The 20,399-nt window shown below is 32.9% G+C and carries 16 protein-coding genes; 8 read left to right on the forward strand and 8 right to left on the reverse strand.

What is annotated here, in order from left to right; translation table 11 throughout:
- The 3 genes from ABD730_RS01390 to ABD730_RS01400 form a co-directional block, all read right to left on the reverse strand.
- Positions 1-795: a hypothetical protein gene (locus tag ABD730_RS01390; protein ID WP_344712035.1), complete on the reverse strand. Its 795-nt coding sequence runs from the start codon at positions 793-795 to the stop codon at positions 1-3.
- 109 nt (positions 796-904) lie between these two features.
- Positions 905-1,588: a response regulator transcription factor gene (locus ABD730_RS01395; protein ID WP_334467806.1), complete on the reverse strand. Its 684-nt coding sequence runs from the start codon at positions 1,586-1,588 to the stop codon at positions 905-907.
- The gene (locus ABD730_RS01400) at positions 1,581-3,119 is read right to left on the reverse strand and encodes a sensor histidine kinase (RefSeq protein ID WP_344712037.1); all 1,539 of its coding nucleotides are present in this window, start codon (positions 3,117-3,119) and stop codon (positions 1,581-1,583) included. The genes ABD730_RS01395 and ABD730_RS01400 overlap by 8 nt, the downstream gene beginning before the upstream one ends.
- Before the next feature lie 124 nt (positions 3,120-3,243).
- Between ABD730_RS01400 and ABD730_RS01405 the strand changes: the two genes are divergently transcribed.
- The 4 genes from ABD730_RS01405 to ABD730_RS01420 all read left to right on the forward strand — a co-directional run bounded on the left by ABD730_RS01405 (position 3,244) and on the right by ABD730_RS01420 (position 8,270).
- On the forward strand, positions 3,244-3,636 hold the full coding sequence (locus ABD730_RS01405; protein ID WP_344712039.1) for a hypothetical protein: 393 nt from the start codon (positions 3,244-3,246) through the stop codon (positions 3,634-3,636).
- The gene (locus ABD730_RS01410; protein WP_344712041.1) at positions 3,636-4,487 is read left to right on the forward strand and encodes a GLPGLI family protein; all 852 of its coding nucleotides are present in this window, start codon (positions 3,636-3,638) and stop codon (positions 4,485-4,487) included. The genes ABD730_RS01405 and ABD730_RS01410 overlap by 1 nt, the downstream gene beginning before the upstream one ends.
- A gap of 112 nt (positions 4,488-4,599) precedes the next feature.
- A complete protein-coding gene (locus ABD730_RS01415; protein WP_334467798.1) occupies positions 4,600-5,472 on the forward strand; it encodes a GLPGLI family protein in 873 nt (290 codons plus the stop codon).
- A gap of 38 nt (positions 5,473-5,510) precedes the next feature.
- Positions 5,511-8,270 carry a carboxypeptidase regulatory-like domain-containing protein gene (locus ABD730_RS01420; protein WP_344712043.1) on the forward strand — a complete coding sequence of 920 codons (2,760 nt, stop codon included), beginning with the start codon at positions 5,511-5,513 and terminating at the stop codon, positions 8,268-8,270.
- Between the two features lie 79 nt (positions 8,271-8,349).
- Here ABD730_RS01420 and ABD730_RS01425 read toward each other — a convergent pair whose 3' ends face one another.
- The 5 genes from ABD730_RS01425 to ABD730_RS01445 form a co-directional block, all read right to left on the reverse strand.
- Positions 8,350-10,167, reverse strand: a complete 1,818-nt coding sequence (locus tag ABD730_RS01425) for a hypothetical protein (protein ID WP_344712045.1) — start codon at positions 10,165-10,167, stop codon at positions 8,350-8,352.
- A gap of 150 nt (positions 10,168-10,317) precedes the next feature.
- On the reverse strand, positions 10,318-12,741 hold the full coding sequence (locus tag ABD730_RS01430) for a sodium-translocating pyrophosphatase (RefSeq protein WP_344712047.1): 2,424 nt from the start codon (positions 12,739-12,741) through the stop codon (positions 10,318-10,320).
- Positions 12,742-12,887: 146 nt separating this feature from the next.
- Positions 12,888-13,415: an inorganic diphosphatase gene (locus ABD730_RS01435; RefSeq protein WP_334467790.1), complete on the reverse strand. Its 528-nt coding sequence runs from the start codon at positions 13,413-13,415 to the stop codon at positions 12,888-12,890.
- Between the two features lie 128 nt (positions 13,416-13,543).
- Positions 13,544-16,057 (reverse strand): DUF5686 and carboxypeptidase-like regulatory domain-containing protein, encoded by a 2,514-nt coding sequence (locus ABD730_RS01440; RefSeq protein WP_344712049.1) that lies wholly within the window; start codon positions 16,055-16,057, stop codon positions 13,544-13,546.
- 85 nt (positions 16,058-16,142) lie between these two features.
- A complete protein-coding gene (locus ABD730_RS01445; protein ID WP_215928435.1) occupies positions 16,143-17,120 on the reverse strand; it encodes a pyruvate dehydrogenase complex E1 component subunit beta in 978 nt (325 codons plus the stop codon).
- Positions 17,121-17,239: 119 nt separating this feature from the next.
- Here ABD730_RS01445 and ABD730_RS01450 point away from each other — a divergent pair, with 119 nt between their 5' ends.
- From ABD730_RS01450 to ABD730_RS01460, 4 genes are all read left to right on the forward strand, one after another.
- Positions 17,240-17,662: a hypothetical protein gene (locus ABD730_RS01450; protein WP_344712051.1), complete on the forward strand. Its 423-nt coding sequence runs from the start codon at positions 17,240-17,242 to the stop codon at positions 17,660-17,662.
- 471 nt (positions 17,663-18,133) lie between these two features.
- Positions 18,134-18,325 (forward strand): T9SS type A sorting domain-containing protein, encoded by a 192-nt coding sequence (locus ABD730_RS17470; protein ID WP_425583494.1) that lies wholly within the window; start codon positions 18,134-18,136, stop codon positions 18,323-18,325.
- Positions 18,326-18,444: 119 nt separating this feature from the next.
- Positions 18,445-19,191, forward strand: a complete 747-nt coding sequence (locus ABD730_RS01455) for an electron transfer flavoprotein subunit beta/FixA family protein (RefSeq protein WP_344712053.1) — start codon at positions 18,445-18,447, stop codon at positions 19,189-19,191.
- 129 nt (positions 19,192-19,320) lie between these two features.
- Positions 19,321-20,283, forward strand: coding sequence for an electron transfer flavoprotein subunit alpha/FixB family protein (locus ABD730_RS01460; protein WP_215928439.1), 963 nt, complete (start codon positions 19,321-19,323; stop codon positions 20,281-20,283).
- The last annotated feature ends 116 nt before the right edge of the window (positions 20,284-20,399 follow it).

Below are 20,399 nucleotides of genomic sequence, written 5' to 3' on the forward strand. Positions count from 1 at the left end.
CTATTCCGTTTTTAATTGGTATTCTCGTAGTATTTCTTGGTCGTAAATATACAAGGTTTCGTTGGTTACCAAAAACTGTTTTATTAACATTTTTGGATGTTGTATAGGCTTAATTTTAGAGCCATTTTTTTCTAAGAAATAAAGTTTTTCAGCCTTCTTTAAAAGCAAATATGCTTTACTAAAAGCTAAACGCTCATATCCTGTATTCTCTATCTTTTGAATTAAACTACCAAAATAATTATAAATGTAAAGAAAGTTCTCCGTAAGCAAATAGCAATAGTTATAGTCGCTTTTTAGGTCTAAAACGATAGACTGAACAGGAACAGTTTTGAGTTTTATCTTATTAGTTTTATAGTCATACAATTCTAAATATTGATAATCCTGATTGAATATCCACAACGAATTATCAAAACCAGAAGAGACAAAAGAGGCACTTTTGTATGGGTGAATGGTATTAAAATCTACTTTTGAAATTTCGGCTAAACGATTGTCTAAAATTATAACTGTATTAAAATCTTTATAAAATAGGCTTATTTTTAAAGGGTTAAACGTGTTTGCCGATGTGATTTCTCCAAGTTGAAAATTGGCATAAGTAATGGTGGTATCCTTTGTTTTTTTATTAAATGAATTGTTTTCTGTAGTATAGTAAAGTGTTCCAAAGTTGTCAATACCAAAAATAGCTTTGGTTTCAATTTTTATAGAATCTTTTAGAGTAGCAGTAATTCGTTGTTGTGTCTTCTCTTGTGAAAAGCAAAATAAACTAAAGAGAAAAAACAAATACACTAATTTTTGCATGATTGTGGGCGAATAAGCTTGAAAAATACAAAAATTGTGTCAGACTTTGTGTCAAGATCTTTTAGGTTTTTAAAACCTGAAAGGTTTAAACTTGGTTGCTAAGCTAAAATCAATCCGTTAATTTATACCCAAACCCACGAACATTAATGATTTGTATACTTTGATCCTTCTTTAGTTTTTTACGCAATTTTGTAATAAAAACATCCATGCTTCTTGTCGTAAAAAAATCATCGGTTCCCCAAAGTTTATTTAATATTAAAGAGCGGTCTAATACCTGATTTTTGTTTTTTATTAAATGAAATAAAAGATGCGCTTCTCTATGAGTTAATTGAATAGGATTTTCAGACTTGTAAAGAAGTTGTTGTTTGGGGAAATCAAAAGTATAAGCACCTATTTTTAAGACTTTTGTTGTTTTTTGTGTTTTAGACCTGCTTATTAAATTATGAATTCGTACTATAAGTTCTTCTATGCTAAAGGGCTTTTTTAGATAGTCATTTCCTCCAATTGAAAACCCTTCTACAACATCGGCAGTTTGCGATTTTGCTGTTAAAAAAATAATAGGAATATCATCATCAATGGCTCTAATTTCTTTTGCTAAAGTGAAGCCGTCTTTTTTAGGCATCATTACATCTAAAATTAAAATGTCTAGTGCTTCAGATTTGAATTTTTCAAATGCTTTTTCTCCATTATCGCATAAAACGACTTTAAAATCTCGTGTTTCTAGACTTTCTTTAATGATTTGTCCGAGCGCAGCTTCGTCTTCAGCTAATAAAACTTTTATGTGATCAGCCATTTGGAAGTGTGATTTTAAATGTGGTTAAATTTTTATTGAGTTCTAAGGAGATAGACCCATTGTGTTTGTCTATAATAGTTTTAGTGTAATATAAACCAATACCAAATCCTTTTACATCGTGTGTATTCCCTTTTGGAACACGATAGAATTTTTCAAAAATCCGGTCTTTGTTTGCTTTACTTAGAGTATTGCCATTATCTGAAATTAAAAGTTCTATATTTGTTTCTTTTGGAACTAAATCAATAGAAATAATAGCACCTCCATATTTTGTGGCATTGTCTAAAATATTATTTAGAGCATTTTCAAAATGAAATATATCGACATTAATACACAGGTTCTCAACTTTTAAACTGGTATTAAATTCCTTTTCTGGAAATTGAATTTTATAACGATTTACTAAAGTGTTTAGTAATTCTACAATATCAATAGACTCTTTGTTTAACTCTAAATTGTCACTGTCTAAAGTGGCTGTTTCTAAGAGTTTTTCAACCATAATATTCAATTTATCTAATTGCTTAGAAGACATATTAATGTAGGCTTTAGTTTTTTCTTTATCGTCAATAACATTAAAACTATTAATACTTTCTAAAGCAACACCAATGGTGGCAATAGGTGTTTTAAATTCATGTGTAATGTTACTAATAAGATCATTTTTTACTTCGGCTAATTGCTTTTGATGTTTTATGATTTTTAATAGATAGAATAAACAACTTATTACAGTTAAAACTAAGAGCGTTGAAATTAAGATGCCTCCGAGAATGCGATATAAAATAGCTTTGGTGGTGTTGGTAAATAATATGGTTAAAAATGTGCCTTTTGGTAGAAATCTAGATTTTGTATCTGTTTGAAGGTAATCATCAGACATGTGATTAGGATCTAATTCGGGTATGTATCCGTTTACCCTAAAATAGTCTAAATAGCGTTCGGAGTCTTTATAGTCTAAATAAAAATCGACATTAATATTCTTGCGCTCTAATTCTTTTGCTATTAGACTTTCAACGGCCTTAACATCAAGTGTGTCATTTTTTATCGAAATCATCACTTTAGAGGTCAGAAATTCGGCATTTTTAAATTCGAGATCTTTGGTATCAATTTTAAGGCTATCTATTTGTAATTTAAATTGATCTATTGATAAGGGCTTGTGTTTTTTATTATGAGCCTCTGACATTGAATCTGCTTTAAACCCTCTAAAAATAGTTATGCCTTCAATAGTATTTGTATCTAAAGCATCAAGATTTTTAAACTCTTTTTTAGATTCATCAATGGTTTTTAAAATTTTTTCTAGTTCTCCATCTTCTTCAAAAGCATTTTTTTGTTGGTCGCCTTCAAGAATAAAACCAAAAGTAGTGCGCTCTGCCAAAGCGGTATAATAATCATCTACCGCTTTATCCAAACTAATCTGTACGTCGTTAATTAGTTGTTGTTTATTGGTTTGGTAGTTTTTATAATTCCAATAGACCTGTATGCCAATGGTAGCCATAATTACGGCAATGATGGTGTATAAAATTAGGCGATACCGTTTATCATTCATATGTCAAATGTATAAAGTTATTATTAAGTATAGGTTATCGGTTAACACACGTTAACACTAGTTAACCTAAAAAACAAATTGGTGTTGAGATATTTGTAGGGTATTAATTATAAAACCATAAAAAATGAAATCAAAGTTGCGTGACTGTTATAGTCTAAAAAAAGTGCTCACTTGTTTAGTGTTATTAGTTTCTGTTGTTGGATTTAGTCAATCTAAAGTTGAAGAAAAATCAGTAAAAATTGATGCGTTTAGTATTGAGGTTAGCGTTGATTCTCTTGAAGAGTTAGAGTCTACTTTTAAAGCGGAAGATTTAGATGAGTTATTAGAAATGATGGATAACGATGAAGAGTTGAGTTTAACCTTAAACTGTAGCTTTTCAGAGGCTAAGGATAATTTAGAAGGAAACATGACTTATACTGTTACAGGAAGGGCAAATGAAAAAACGAAATTTCTAAAGAATATTGAAAAAATGAAAGCTACAGCATCGAAATTTTATAATTTAAAAAACAGAAACTAATGACAACAATTACTAGAATTATAATTTTGATATTAATGGTAATCGTTTCATCTGTTAGTGCACAAGATTTTCAAGGCATTGCGACTTACAAAACCCATCGTGATTTTGATATTAAAATGGATAGTACCAAAATGAACGATGCAATGCAAAAGCAAATGATGGACATGATGAAGAAGCAGTTTCAGAAAACGTATATTTTGACTTTTGATAAAAGTGCATCATTATATAAACAAGAAGCAGAATTAGATAAGCCACAAGTTGGAGGAGGCATTCAGATGTCTTTTGGCAATAGTGGGTCAGATGTGTTTTATAAAAATATAAAAGATCATAACTATGTAGATCACAAGGAAACAATGGGAAAAAAATTCCTTATTAAAGATACGATCTCTCCCATAGAATGGAAACTAGAATCCGACACCAAACACATAGGAGAGTATATGTGTTTTAAAGCAACATATACCAAGAAGGTGCCTAAAAATAATTTCAATTTTAACAGTAATTCAAATATAGATGATGATACTGAAGAGGAAAAAGAACTAGAAATGGAAGAACGTACAGTTACAGCTTGGTATACTCCTCAAATTCCTGTAAGTAATGGTCCTGCAAAATACCAAGGTCTTCCGGGTTTAATTTTAGAAATTCACGACGGAAAACTAACGGTAATCTGTAGTAAGATAGTCGTTAATCCTGAAGAAAAAATTAAGATTGAAGCACCTACAAAAGGTAAAGAAGTTTCTCAGAAGGAATACGACGTCATTATGGATAAAAAAACAAAGGAAATGATGGAGCGTTATGCACCCAGAAATGGTAGTAAAAGCGGTGAGGTGATTCAGATAAGTATAGGAGGTTAGTTTTCTTAACACAAGTTTAACAAACCTAGACTTAACTTTTCTTCATCAGTAGAGTCTTATGATAATAAGATTAACAAAAAAACTATTATTGAGTTTTACTATACCATTAAAGATGAAGAAACTACCGCTTAAAATTGCATTGTTATTAACTGTGATAATTTCCAGTTCTAATTTATTTGCTCAAGATTTTCAAGGAAAAGCCTATTACATGTCTAAAACAACCATGGATTTAGATCAGTTTGGTGGACAAGACATGAGCGCAGAACGTAAAAAGCAAATTCAAGAACGTATGAAGAGCTTTTTAGAAAAAGAGTTTACATTAACGTTTACTAAATCTGAGTCTATCTATAAAGAAGAAGAAAAGTTAGAAGCACCTGGTAGCGGAGGTCGTAGAGGTTTTGGAGGAAGTCTGACAGGCGGACCAAAATATAAAAATGTTCAAACCAAAGAAATGCTTCAAGATCAAGAATTTTTTGGGAAGCAGTTTTTAGTTAAAGACGAATTAAAAACTATAGAATGGAAAATGGGGACTGAAACCAAAACAATTGGTCAATACACCTGTTTTAAAGCAACTGCGATGGTAGAGCCTACAGGAATTGATTTTCAGAGTTTCAGAAGACCAAGAAATGGAAATCAACGTAAAGAAGGAGAGAAGGGTAAAGATTCAACTGACTCAAATGAGCCTGCAAAACCTAAAACAATAGAGGTTGTAGCATGGTACACTCCTCAAATTCCTGTTAACCAAGGGCCTGATAATTATTGGGGTTTACCAGGTTTAATTTTAGAAGTTAATGCAGACCGTACAACGATTCTTTGTACTAAGATTGTATTAAACCCAACAGATAAAGAAACGATAGAAAAGCCTAAAAAAGGTCAAAAAGTTACGCAAGAAGAATACACTGAAATCACTACAAAAAAGATGGAAGAAATGCGTGAAATGTACGGAGGACGCAACGGTAGAGGTGGCGGAAGAGGACGAAATTAAGCACCAAATATTAAACACCACAATCACAACCAAATTATATGAAAAATATTTTAGCACTACTATTTACCTTAGTAGTAATGAGCTCTTTTGCTCAAATCAAAATGCAAGGCATTGTAAAAGATAGTATTGGAGCGCCTTTAGAGTTAGCTAATATTATAGCTATTAATAAAGATACCAATACATTAGAATCCTATGCTATTACTAATGCTAGTGGAAAATATGTTATTTCGCTAAGTAAGAACGGAAGGTATAGTATTCAGGTGAGTTATATTGGATTAAAGTCCGTCGATGAAACTATTGAAACTAAAGAAGTAGATATCACAAAAGACTTTACAATGCTTACAGATAATATGCTTGATGCTGTTGAGTTGACTTATGAAATGCCAGTAACCATAAAAGGAGATACCTTAATTTATAATGCCGATTCTTTTAAAAGTGGAACAGAGCGAAAGCTTGAAGATGTCCTAAAAAAATTACCTGGTATAGAAATAACAGCAGAAGGTAAAATTGAAGTAGAAGGAAAGGAAGTTACTAAGCTAATGGTAAACGGAAAGGATTTCTTTGATGGAGATTCAAAATTGGCCACAAAAAATATACCTTCTAATGCTGTAGATAAAATTCAAGTATTACGTAATTATGCTGAGGTAGGGCAATTAAGTGGTGTACAAAACAACCAAGATAACGTTGCTATAAATATTAAACTAAAAGAAGGAAAAGAAAACTTTTGGTTTGGTGATGTTACAGTAGGTGGAGGTGTTGCACCATCTCCAAATGATGAGCTTTATTTAGTGCAGCCTAAGCTATTTTATTACAGCCCTAAATACAGTGTTAATGTTATTGGAGATTTAAATAATACAGGTGAAGTGGCATTAACAGGTAGAGATCTTCGAAACTTTGGTGGTGGTTTTAGAAGACCAAGTTCTAGTAGCGGAACAAGTCTAAATCTTGGAGATAATGGCTTAAGTGGATTAACCAATATAGACGATTCACAAACTGTAGAATCTAAATTAGCAGCAGTTAACTTTAGTTATTCGCCAAACAAAGCTTTAGATCTTAGTGGCTTTATAATTTATAATAGTAGTAGATTACGTACTCGTGAAGAAAGTTTTGTACGTTATACAAATCCCGAATTAGAAATTCCGGATGAAGAAACAATACAGACAGGTAGTGAGGCTACTAACCAAGGTTTAGCAAAATTAAGTGCAGCTTATAAGCCAAATGCAAATAACCAATTAAACTATGATGTTTTAGGTCGAATTTCTAGTGATTCTGAAACTCAAAATGAATTTTCTTCGGTTGTAGGTAATACGTATCAATTAGATGAGGCTAAACCATTTAGTATTAATCAAAATGTAAATTATTATTACACCCTAAATGAGAATAATATTTTTGCTTTTGAAGCGCAACATTTAATAAAAGATGAAGATCCGTTTTACAATGCCATTTTAGTAAACGACCCTACAAATAATAATGCTACAGATCCTAGTGATAGAGATGCTTTTGATAATACAGCTTTGAGTTTAGGACTAGATAGAGATCAGTTAGGTTATGATTTGAATCAAGACCGTCGTATAAAATCAAATCAGCTAGATGCTAAATTAGATTATTACAATATTTTGAATTCAAAAAGTAATATCAATTTAACCTTAGGGACTATTTTAAGTACTCAGAAATTTAACTCTAATATCTTTCAGTTTTTAGATGATGGTTCTTATTTTGATCCAACAGCAAGTTTAACAAACGAGGAAGGAGATGTGTTATTAAATGAAAATGACACTGAGTATAATTTTAGTGATATTTATTTAGGTTTTCATTACCGATTAAAAACAGGTAAGTTTACAATTACTCCAGGGTTTTCTGTGCATGCTTATGGTAACAAAAACACACAGTTTGGTGAAACATACGAAGACAATTTCTTTAGAATATTACCAGATTTTGAAACACAAATTCAGTTTAAAAAGAGCGAAAGCTTAACCTTTCGTTATAACATGAAAAATGCGTTTACGGATGTTACAAGTTTAGCTGAAGGTTTAGTTTTAAATAACTATAATAGTCTTCAGTATGGTGAACCAGAATTACAAAATTCGTTATCTCATAATTTGAGCTTACGTTACTTTAGTTTTAACCTATTTAATTATACCAATGTTTTTGCAATTCTTAATTATAACAAAAACATAGATCAAATACGTTCATTTACTAATTTTGATAATGTCATTAGAACAAATACATACTTTAATTCAAACTTCGCAGATGAGAGTGTTACAGCTATTGGACGTATACAACGTACATTTGGTAAGTTAAGAGCTAGTATGCGAGTTAATTTTAATTACAGTAAGAATAATCAATTTGTACAAGATGTAAGATCTGTAAATGAAACATTTTCTCAGAGTTATACACCAGAATTGCGTACTAATTTTAGAGAAGCACCAAACGTAAGTTTAAAATATTTATATCGTGTTTCTGATACGAATCAAGGTGATAATGATACACAGTTTATTACAAATGCTCCTTCAGTAGAGTTTGATGCATACTTGTGGAAAGCTTTAACGTTTAGAACTGATTATTCTTATACAAGTCAAAGTAGTAATGTTAGTGATACACAATCCTACCAAACTTGGAACGCTAGTTTAGCTTACCGAAAAGATCAGGATGCTAAATGGGAGTATCAAATTAGAGCAACCAATTTATTGAATATAGATTCTGAAGTAAATAATGGTTCTAGTAACATTTCAGTTTATAGTTCTGAAACATTTGTTTTACCAAGGTTTGTTACCTTTAGGTTAACCTATACTTTATAAGAACAATTTTAATATAAAAAAGCCTTGCATTCATATTTATTGATTGCAAGGCTTTTTGTTTTTTGAGGTTTTAAGTTAATTAATAATCTCTTAAAACATGCACAACTCCTGAAACAGAATGTGGGTTTCCATCATAGTCTTCATAAGTTCCGCTAAAATTAATATCAATATATTCACCAACAGCTCCAAGAGATGTTAGATTGTAAATGACGTTGTTATTGGTGTTAGACATGCCAAAACACTCTTGAAGATTGAAGCCCGTATCGCTGTTGTCATTGGCATTCCAATTGTAATTGTCGTAAGTCCCTTCGTAAGAGGTTTCATCTAATTTTCCAATCAGGTAAAAACAGTTTCCATCATTACTAGACCCACTAAGTGTTAAAATTGGCCCATTGTAATTAGGTGAGTTGGCATCAAACTGACTATTAATATTATCTAAAACATAAATTAAATCTCCACCGTCAATACTATACTGAATAAACTCAGTAATCGTGTTACAAGCACTTATAGTTCCAATGTTTGTTAATGGCGTGGTAAAGGTATAGCTAATACTGTCTGTTGTTTGAAGGTTGACATAGTCACTCGCTTTTATTTTGAAGGTATTATCGTTTTCGCAGCGTAATAGATTAATTTCAAACGTACCATCGTTAACAACATCGGTAAAGGTTTGTCCTCCGTATTTTAATTGTACGTAGCCATCTGTTACAGCATTGTCATCACAAGTATTAAAGTCTCCTGTTACAGTTTCGGCTATAATATCAGGATTGTCAGGTATAGTTATTGAGAGATCAGAGTCTGATGTAAAAGGGCCAATTATTTGCGAGTGTAATGATTCATTTCCACAAAAGTCATAATTATAAATATCTAGCTCTAAAGTTTCTCCACTAGGGACAAAACCACACACTTCTCCATTGTCGTTAATATAGCCACTACGAGTACCAAATGTAGCACTTGTAATACTTACATAGAGATTGTTTAAAACATTATTTTGATCGTCTGTGGTAGTTACACAAAGTGTGATAGCGTTGGCAGGAATATCACAATTCCAAAAGGAAAAATGCGTTACGGTTCCAACATACATATTGCCTTGTAAGGTGGCTTCACCTTCTTCAATCCAATAGCCTTTGGTTTCGTCAAAATACCAAAGTGGAATGGTTGCTGGTGCAATGCTCATTAAACTTGGGGCAACATACATTTTAATTTCAGAGGTAGATCCTTCAGCTAAGTTTAATTCTTCTCCTGAGCTTCCACGTAATTCTACAGCCAACATTCCAAGGGTTTGTAACATACGTTCAGCTCCATCAGAGTTTTGAGCATATAACATTCCTGGGCGTTGTAAGGCCATATCTTCATCTGCTGGATCTAAATGATGTACAATAACATTTACAGTGCCAGCGTATTCAGAGCCATCTTCTTTTATGAAATTTCCATCAAAACTTACAGAGCTTCCGTTGTCAAGTGATACTGTTCCTTCAGAACCACTGTTTACAGTACCTGTAATATTGGCGTCAAGTAACATAATAGTTACTTTATTAGTGCCATTAGTGGGTACTACATTTCTAGAGCCATGAATATAACCTGCTTTTGAAGCCTTGATATAGCCAAAGCGTTTGTGTACTGTCGCATTTTTAATGATAAAAACACCATTGCTGTCAGTTATTGCAGTATCATCACCAATTGTTATTAAAACGCCTTCAATAGGAAGATGGTTTTTGTCGATGACTGTTCCTAAAAAATCTCTCGAAATTTCATTTCCGAAATATTCAGAGAATTCGTCAGGAACAATTTCTTGTTGTTCACCTACCGGATTGCTATCATCTTTTTGACAAGACGTCATTGTAAGTAATGAAAATAAAAATAGAAAAATGAATTTGGGGAATTTGTTCGTACGTTTCATATCGCTTTTTTTTTTTGATTATGCATTTTACTTTTCACTTATAAAACAACTCAATAACTGAAATTCCTACCTGTTTCGATTATTCTAATAGAAAAACCCTCAGCATTAATTAAAATGTTGAGGGTTGTTTTTGGGTAACACTTTTAAGGGTTATCCTTTGGTAATATCTATTTTTTCGATCACTTTTTCAACCTCACCAGCTTTGTTAGTTAATGATGCTTCAAATGTTTTTAGTGAATTCTCTACTTGAGTTTTAGTTCCTTTAAAAACAATGGTTTTTAATACTTTTTCTCCATCTTTAATCGTCGAGTAATCAACTGTAGCTACGGCTTCAATATCTTCAGAATCAATAGTCATTTCAACAGAAAAGTCTTCTTCAATATTGGCTAAGCCTATGTCATTAGCATGACCACCTAAGATAGGAGCAATGACCAAACCGATTAAACAGGTTAATTTAATTAAGATATTCATTGATGGTCCAGAAGTATCTTTAAAAGGATCACCAACAGTATCTCCTGTTACTGCAGCTTTGTGCGCTTCAGAACCTTTAAACGTCATCTCTCCGTTAATTTCAACACCAGCTTCAAAAGATTTCTTAGCGTTATCCCAAGCACCACCGGCATTGTTTTGGAAGATAGCCCATAACACACCAGACACAGTAACACCAGCCATATAACCACCTAACATTTCAGCAATCGCTAAATTGTTCATTCCAAAAATCATAGGAACAAAAGCAATTACTAAAGGAAAACCAATAGTTAATAATCCTGGTAACATCATTTCTTTTAAAGAAGCTTGTGTAGAAATAGCCACACATTTATCGTATTCTGGTTTTCCAGTCCCTTCCATAATTCCAGGAATATCTCTAAACTGGCGACGTACTTCTTCTACCATTTCCATAGCTGCTTTACCTACAGCATTCATTGCTAAGGCAGAGAATACTACTGGCACCATACCACCAACAAATAACATCGCTAATACTGGTGCTTTAAAGATGTTAATGCCGTCAATACCCGTAAAGGTTACATAGGCAGCAAATAAGGCTAATGATGTTAAAGCTGCAGAAGCAATAGCAAATCCTTTTCCTGTTGCAGCTGTTGTGTTACCAACCGAATCTAAAATATCTGTACGCTCTCTAACGATAGGTTCTTGTTCACTCATTTCAGCAATACCACCTGCGTTATCAGATATTGGTCCAAAGGCATCAATGGCCAATTGCATAGCTGTTGTTGCCATCATCGCAGAAGCTGCTAAAGCTACACCATAGAATCCAGCAAAAGCATAAGATGCCCAAATAGCTCCAGCAAATAATAATACGGATGGGAATGTAGAAATCATACCTGTTGCTAAACCAGCAATAATGTTTGTACCTGCTCCTGTGCTTGACTGTTGTACAATATTTAAAATTGGTTTTTTACCTAAACCTGTATAATATTCCGTTACTGAAGAAATCACTGCTCCTACAAATAAACCAACTAAGGTGGCGTAGAATACTCGCATTGAAGAAATGTCTTGTAAGCCTTCTCCAAAGAAGTTCATTTGCATGGTTTCAGGTAACATCCACGTTACTAAACCAAAACATGACACAGCAACTAGTATAATAGATGTCCAGTTACCTATATTTAAAGCTCCCATAACCTGAGCTTCTTTAGCGTCGTTACTTTTTATTTTTACCAACATTGTACCGATGATTGAAATAATGATTCCTGCACCAGCTATTGCCATTGGTAATAAGATTGGGCCAATACCTCCAAACAGGTCATCAACTGCTCCACCCATATCTTTTATGACATAGTTTCCAAGAACCATTGCCGCCAATACGGTTGCGACATAAGATCCAAATAAATCGGCTCCCATACCAGCAACATCACCAACATTATCACCTACGTTATCTGCAATAGTTGCAGGATTACGAGGATCATCTTCTGGAATACCAGCTTCAACTTTACCAACTAAATCGGCACCAACATCTGCAGCTTTAGTATAAATACCACCACCTACTCTTGCGAATAAAGCAATTGATTCAGCACCTAATGAGAAACCTGCAAGTGTTTCTAATACTATGGTCATATCCATTGTATTGGTCCACTCACCTCCCATAAATACATGGAAAAACACGATAAAGAAAACGGTTAAGCCTAAAACGGCTAAACCAGCAACACCAAGTCCCATTACAGTACCACCTCCAAAAGAGATTTTTAATGCGTTTGGTAAACTTGTACGTGCGGCTTGTGTTGTTCTAACATTTGTTTTAGTAGCAATCTTCATGCCTATATTTCCTGCAAAAGCAGAGAATACAGCACCAAAAACAAAGGCAATTACAATTAGCCAATGCGTAGTTGGAACAATGAAAGAGACTAGAGTTAATAAGGCTGCTACAATGACTACAAAAATGGCAAGCAATCTATATTCGGCATTTAAGAACGCCAATGCACCTTCATAGATATGATCTGAAATTTCTTTCATTTTACCATCTCCAGCGTCTTGTCTCATTACCCAAGATTGCTTTATAAGCATGTAAATTAACCCTAAAAGTGCCAAAGCTATTGGCATATAAATCATCATTGACTCCATATTATAATATTTAATTTAATTAGTTATTAGCTAGGTAAATGTAATAAAATGAATCATATTTTTACGAAAAAAGCAATATCAATTATATGATACTGCTTTTTTATTAGTTTTTTGTTAAAAAAACTTGAGATTTCTAAATGAGAATATTAAATCGTAAACGTGCGTTTCTTTTTGTGTTCGCTTTCATCATAACGTTGTACACATTCATGATAAATTTTGATAGCTTCTTCTGCGTCTCCCCATCCACCAACATCTACTTTCTTTTCTTCTAAATCTTTGTATACACGGAAAAAGTGTTCGATTTCTTTTAATCTATGTGGATTTAAATCACTTATGTTTTTATTATTACTCCAAATTGGATCAGAAACTGGTACACAAATAATTTTTTCATCTGGACCTTTTTCATCTGTCATATGGAAAACACCAATTGGTCTTACTTCCATTACTACCATTGGATATGTTGGTTGGTGACCTAAGACTAAAACATCTAAAGGATCACTGTCTAAAGCTAAAGTTTCAGGTATAAAACCATAATCTCCAGGATACATCATAGATGAAAAAAGCATACGATCGAAACGTATTTTATGTAATGTAAAATCGTATTCATATTTATTACGACTTCCTTTTGGTATTTCAATTAATACATCGAAGGTTAATTCTTCTGTTGTTGACATGTTAGATTTATTTTGTTTTTTTACAAAAAGAACACGGAAATTTAATTATGTAATTTTTGTGATAATTTAAGCAGCAAATATAGTATAATACAGATTTGTTGCCAAAGGAAATTGGGCTTATGTAGAGATTAAAAATAAAAGCCAAAACTACCTGTAATGCCAAACTTTCTTGCATCAGGATTTTCAAGGTAATTACCTCTAAAGTTAAAGTCTAATCTTAAAACTTTAAAAATATTGGCAACACCAAAACTATACTCGTAATATATACGTGAATCTGGAGCAACCAATGTAAATTCAACAGGATTACCAGTAGTGCTAAGGTCTCTGTTTTCTTGAGATAATTCGCCCCAAACACCTCTTAAACTTAAAATAGCTCTTAAATTATATTTCTTTAAAAATGGAATGCGTGAAAAAATACGTCCATTAAAATTATGCTCTACATGCATCGATGTATATGTGTCTGTAACAAACTCATAAAAGTCAAGTTGAGAAAAGGTATTATAGATTGAAAAATAGGTCTGGTTTCCTGGTACAACATTTAGTAGCGAAAGAGGGACTTCTCCATAAGTTTTACCTGCTTCGATAGATGTTGTTAAACGGCCAAAACCACCAACTTGCCATGGTTGTATATATGAGAATTGTACTTTTGTATAATCAAAATCACTGTTAAACCAACTGCGATCTCCACGACTTACTTGTGCAAATAATCTTGCGAAATTGTCATTTTTTTCTTTTCGTTCGACTCCAAAACCAGTCATTTGGCGTTTTGGGTAAAAGGCTAATGAGAGTCGGCTTTCAAATTGTTTTACCTCAGAAGAAATTCCAGATGGCGCTTCTGCATCATTATAATCTAAACTAAAAGTAGGAGAGGCAGAGCTTAATGTACGGAAACTACCATCTAAGCGTATTTCGAAATTTCTAGCAGCTTCAATAGACATTCCGAGGTTGGTTAAATTGATATTGGTTAATTTATCATTAGAACCAGTACCAATAACAGAGGAAGATGCTAAGCTTCGACCAAGGACATCTGTAGAGCTTGTTAAACTTGCACCAATTTGTTCTATGTCGCGCCTGTTTCCGCCAAACAAGGTTAATCGGCTTCGTTTATCTAGCAACCATTTTCCAGAAAGGCCGTATTTAAATTTATCGTCTTTAAAGCCATAAGCCATAAAGCCTTCGACCCTCCACATATCGTTAGGGCCAAAATAAGTTCGTCCTCCTGTTCTTAAGCGTAAACCTTCAACTTCATTATATCCAAAGGTTGAGAAAATAGGACCATAATCAAAATTAATGCTTGGAAATTCTACATAACCAGAAGCAAGAATGCTTCCTAAATTATACAATCGCTTAAATTTCTTCACTGTTTTAAGCGTGTCTAACATTTTGTAAACCCCTTTTTCGTCTTTGTTTAAGGCTTCAAGTCTATTGTTTTCCCAAAAATCATCTTCTCTATTATAAACGTCTTTGTCATAATCATAGACAACTTTATCATAGAATTTAGGATCTTCTTTTGGCTGATTAAATTTGTAATTATCGTAAATTGTAGTTCGTTTACCATAAACACCTCTAGATTGTTCCTTTTTATTAAATGCAAAATCGGAAAGAAAATAATCGCGTTTAATAAGAAATAAAGAGTCGCTTAGTACTTCAAACTCTTGTTCTATATAAATTTCTTTTACCCAATTGATATTAGCACTTTTAGATGCTTGAAGATTAATTTCTTTAATGGCGTAGGTAGAGTCGTTAACCCAAAAGTCGCCTTTAAAAGTCAATTCGTTTTTTCGTCTAGGATAATATATAATGTTGTAGCACCATTTATTATCAATAAATGCACTGTCTGACAATACGTAATTATAGGTTTGGATACCTGTTCTACTTAATGGGCTTACAAAGCTCTTATCAAAAAACTTTAGGTAATTATCATAGACATTATACTCGGAATATAAATCGTCTATAAAGTCTATAATGATTTGGTTGTTGCTAAATCCTGAGTTTTTATTTCCTAATAAATCTTCTCGTTCTTTCTTAAGAATATTATCGCCAGATATTTTTTTAACAGATTCGTTTAAGAAAATAGGCAAATACGTTTTTCCAGTAACGTTTGAAGTATCTACTTCTTCAAAAACAAACTCCATACCTTTAAAGAGTTTACTTTTTATTAAAGCACTATCTATAGTGTTTAGGTCAAATTCAACTTTTTCATACTGGTCGTATTCGTATTGTTTAAATTGACTTAAACCATTTTGTCGTTTACGTTCCCAAATTTTCTTAAGAATTCTAATCGCTGGATTTTCGGAGGCTTTTTTAGATTGTTTTCCGGTAACAATAAGCACCTCGTCTAAAGAGGAAGCTTCTTCTTTTAATATAAATTTTAAATCGTAATTAACACGTTTGGTTAGTGGAATTTCTAAAACTTCAAAACCAATAAAAGACACAATTATGGTTTCCCATGTTTCATCAGATTCTAGATAAAACTTTCCATCTTCATTAGTAATGGTACCTTGTGTAGAACCTTTAAAGAAGATATTAACATAAGGAAGTGCTACGTTGTTTTCATCAAACACGTATCCACTAACTTTTGTCTGTGAGATTGCAGAAAAAAAGCCTAGAACAAAAAAAAGTGTAAATAATTTTAATTTCATATTAAAAACAAACTTCATCAATAACCATGCTAAACTTTAGTTAGAGGGTTACTAATGAAGTTTTTTAAACGCAGAAAACTGCAATTTATTTGTACATTACTTTTTTTACTGCTTTAATAACATCGTCGCTATTAGGCAACCATTCTGCTAATAAAACAGGAGAGTATGGTGCAGGAGTATCTGCGGTATTTATTTTAACAACTGGGGCATCTAAATAATCAAATGCTTCTGATTGTACTAAGTAAGTGATGTCAGTAGCTACATTTCCAAAGGGCCATGCTTCTTCTAAAACAACTAATCTATTGGTTTTCTTCACAGATTTTAAAATGGCTTCTCTATCCATTGGACGAACAGTTCTTAAATCTATAATTTCACAAGAAATACCTTCTTTTTCTAATTCGTCTGCAGCTTTGTAAGCTTCTTTTATGATTTTACCAAAAGATACGATAGTAACATCTGTTCCTTCACGTTTCACATCTGCAACACCAATAGGTATTACATATTCTCCTTCTGGTACTTCGCCTTTATCACCGTACATTTGCTCACTTTCCATAAAAATTACAGGATCGTCATCTCTAATGGCAGCTTTTAATAAACCTTTAGCGTCATATGGATTTGAAGGAACAATAACTTTTAATCCTGGAGTATTGGCAAACCAACTCTCAAAAGCCTGAGAGTGTGTTGCTGCTAATTGGCCAGCAGATGCTGTTGGTCCTCTAAATACAATAGGGCATTTAAATTGTCCACCAGACATTTGTCTAATTTTAGCGGCATTATTTATAATTTGATCAATTCCAACCAAAGAGAAGTTAAACGTCATATATTCTACTATAGGACGATTGCCCGTCATTGTAGATCCAATGGCAATACCAGCAAAACCAAGTTCTGCAATAGGTGTATCTATGACGCGTTTAGCACCAAACTCGTCTAACATCCCTTTAGATGCTTTATAAGCACCATTGTATTCCGCTACTTCTTCACCCATAAGATAAACGCTTTCATCTCTGCGCATTTCTTCGCTCATAGCCTCGCAAATAGCTTCTCTAAATTGAATTGTCTTCATGCTTTTGTTTTTATTCGAGCTGCAAAAATAATAATTCTAGACTATATAATGACATTAAATCTTAAACGAAAAAAGAAAATAATTGTAACTTGTAGTTCGTATTAATTATTTGAGTGTTTATGAAAGTGAAAAATTACATTTTTATCTGTTTGTTTTTTATAGTTTCTAATTTTGCTTTTGCTCAAGAAGCTGTGCTTTGTCCGTTGCAAAATCATCATGTAAAAATTGAATCCACAGCAGATATTCCGACGGTAATAGATAATATGGATGGTACAATAACGCTAACACACCAAGATCAAAACATTACTGATATTTTTGCCGATTATGTAATTTATGATTTCTACCAATCTTTTCCCAACACAAATCCTGATGGTGAGCTTATCAAATATTATACAATTGTACATGGGAACAGAACACTTATCAATGAGTTATATGATTATGCATATCCCGATGTTTATAGTATGGAACCATATCCTAACACCTCTATAAGTCCTGGTTTAATTAATTTGTTAGACAACAAAACTTATAAAGTATTGTACTGAATCAACAGAAGGAGGGTTACCTTGCCCAGAAGGGGAACAAAATGTGCCAGCTGGTTTTCAACTAAATATTGTTTTTACATATGATGAAGTCAATGGTATGATGCATGCGGAACAGAAGGTATTTCTAGCTGTGAAAACTCTTTTTCGATAAGGCTGAGGGGAGGATTTGACGATGGATTTGGCAGCACAGATAACACACTTCAATTATGGCAATCTGAGCAAGGAACTTCTACCGTTATAAGTTATAATCAACCATGTCACTATATTGAAAAAATGCTCTATTCCGTTTTAGATATAGGATGTATAGACCATGATAATTATGGAAATATTAGGGTTAATAAAAGTATAGATGAAACAGGCCAGATCATTCTTGAAAGAGAAAATGCATTTTTTGCGACGGATTTTTTAACTTTTCAAGACACTGCTTTATCAGTAAGTGATGAAACTTTTTGAGACTAAAGGAAATCCATTTTGCAAATCACTAACTTAAATAATCAATTGGTAAATGTTGAAATATATAACACATCTGGACAACAAATTATTCAGCCAATTACGTTCAAAGAAAACAGTCTAAATATTTCAAATCTTTCCAACGGATTATATTTCATTAGAGTTTCAAACTTAAATAATCAGCAAAAAATCTTCAAATTTTTAAAAAAATGATAGTTTATTGATGAATGATTGAATTTTTCTGAAATTTACTATGCGTGCATAGTAAAATTCAAATTATTATTTTTATCTTCGTACTCAAGAAAAAAGACGTTTAAATAAATCATTTTTATATGAAAATATTAGTATGTATTAGTCATGTACCTGATACAACATCAAAGATTAATTTCACAGAAGGAGATACAAAGTTTGACACTAATGGTGTTCAGTATGTTATTAATCCTAATGACGAGTTTGGTCTAACACGTGCCATGTGGTTTAAAGAAAAACAAGGAGCAAGTGTAGATGTCGTTAACGTTGGTGGTGCAGAAACAGAGCCAACTTTAAGAAAAGCATTAGCAATTGGTGCCGATTCTGCAATTAGAGTGAATACACCGGCAACAGATGGTTATTCAGTAGCAAAACAATTAGCTAAAGTTGTTAATGATGGTGGTTACGATTTAGTAATAGCAGGAAGAGAATCTATTGATTACAATGGTGCTATGGTTCCTGGAATGTTAGCTGGAATAATTGGTGCTAATTTTGTTGCCAATTGTATTAGTTTAGAAGTTGATGGCACTAATGTTAAGGCCGTTAGAGAAATCGATGGCGGTAAGGAAACAGTTAGCACAACTTTACCTTTAGTTATAGGTGGTCAAAAAGGGTTAGTTGAAGAAAGTGATCTTCGTATTCCTAATATGAGAGGTATTATGATGGCACGTAAAAAACCTTTAACGGTTGTAGAGCCTACAGATGCTACTGCAGAAACTAAAGCAGTAAGTTTTGAAAAACCAGCTCCAAAGGGTGCAGTTAAATTGGTTGATGCCGAAAATATAGACGAATTAGTAAACTTACTTCATAACGAAGCTAAGGTAATTTAGTAAACTTTAATTATTCCGAAAGGTTACGCTGAGCAGAGTTCAAGTGTTATTTCGGAATCTCTTGAAGTTAAAGGAAATAGTAATAAGTTCCTGAATCAAGTTCAGGATAAATTTTATAAATAAAATTTTATGTCAATTCTAGTATATACAGAGTCCGAAAACGGAAAATTTAAAAAAGCGGCTTTAGAAGTCGTGTCTTATGCTAAAGCTGTTGCAGACCAAATGGGAACTTCAGTTACAGCAGTTGCTGTTAATGCAGACAACGCAGAAACGCTAGGAAATTATGGTGCGTCTAAAGTACTTTCAATAAAAGATGAATCTTTAAATTCATTTAACGCTAAAAAATATGCAGCTGCTATAGAAGGTGCTGCAAAAAACGAAGATGCAAAAGTGGTGGTTATTAGTGCCAGTGCCAATAGCAAATATTTAGCGCCATTGTTAGCTGTAGGTTTAGAAGCAGGTTATGTTTCTAATGTTATTGCAGTACCATCTAGTGTCTCTCCATTTACAGTGAAACATTCAGCGTTTACAAATAAAGCATTTGCAAATACTGAAATAACAACAGATGTAAAAATTGTTGGTTTATCTAATAATTCATTCGGTTTGGTAGAAACGGAAGGTAGTGCTACTGTAGAAGATTTTTCACCATCAATACCAGAATCAGGTGTTAAAGTTGAGTCTGTAGATAAAGCTACTGATAAAGTAAGTATTGCTGATGCCGAAATTGTAGTTTCAGGAGGTAGAGGATTAAAAGGTCCTGAAAATTGGGGTATGGTTGAAGAACTAGCAGAAGTGTTAGGTGCTGCAACAGCATGTTCTAAACCTGTATCAGATTTAGGTTGGAGACCACATAGCGAGCACGTTGGCCAAACAGGAAAGCCTGTAGCGTCTAATTTGTACATTGCTATAGGTATTTCTGGTGCTATTCAGCATTTAGCAGGTATTAATTCTTCAAAAGTAAAAGTGGTAATTAACACCGATCCTGAGGCACCTTTCTTTAAGGCTGCAGATTACGGAGTTGTAGGTGATGCATTTGAAGTGGTACCTAAATTAATTGAAAAATTAAAAGCTTTTAAAGCTGCAAACGCATAATTTTATTACCTTGTAATATTAAATGCCAATTCATAAAAAATTAGATGCGGTATTAATAAGGACTGTTTAAATTTAGATTCCTCTTATTCGCTTGCGTTTTATCGAAAGTATAGAGG

This window comes from Winogradskyella damuponensis (genome assembly GCF_039538385.1).
GTDB lineage: Bacteria > Bacteroidota > Bacteroidia > Flavobacteriales > Flavobacteriaceae > Winogradskyella > Winogradskyella damuponensis.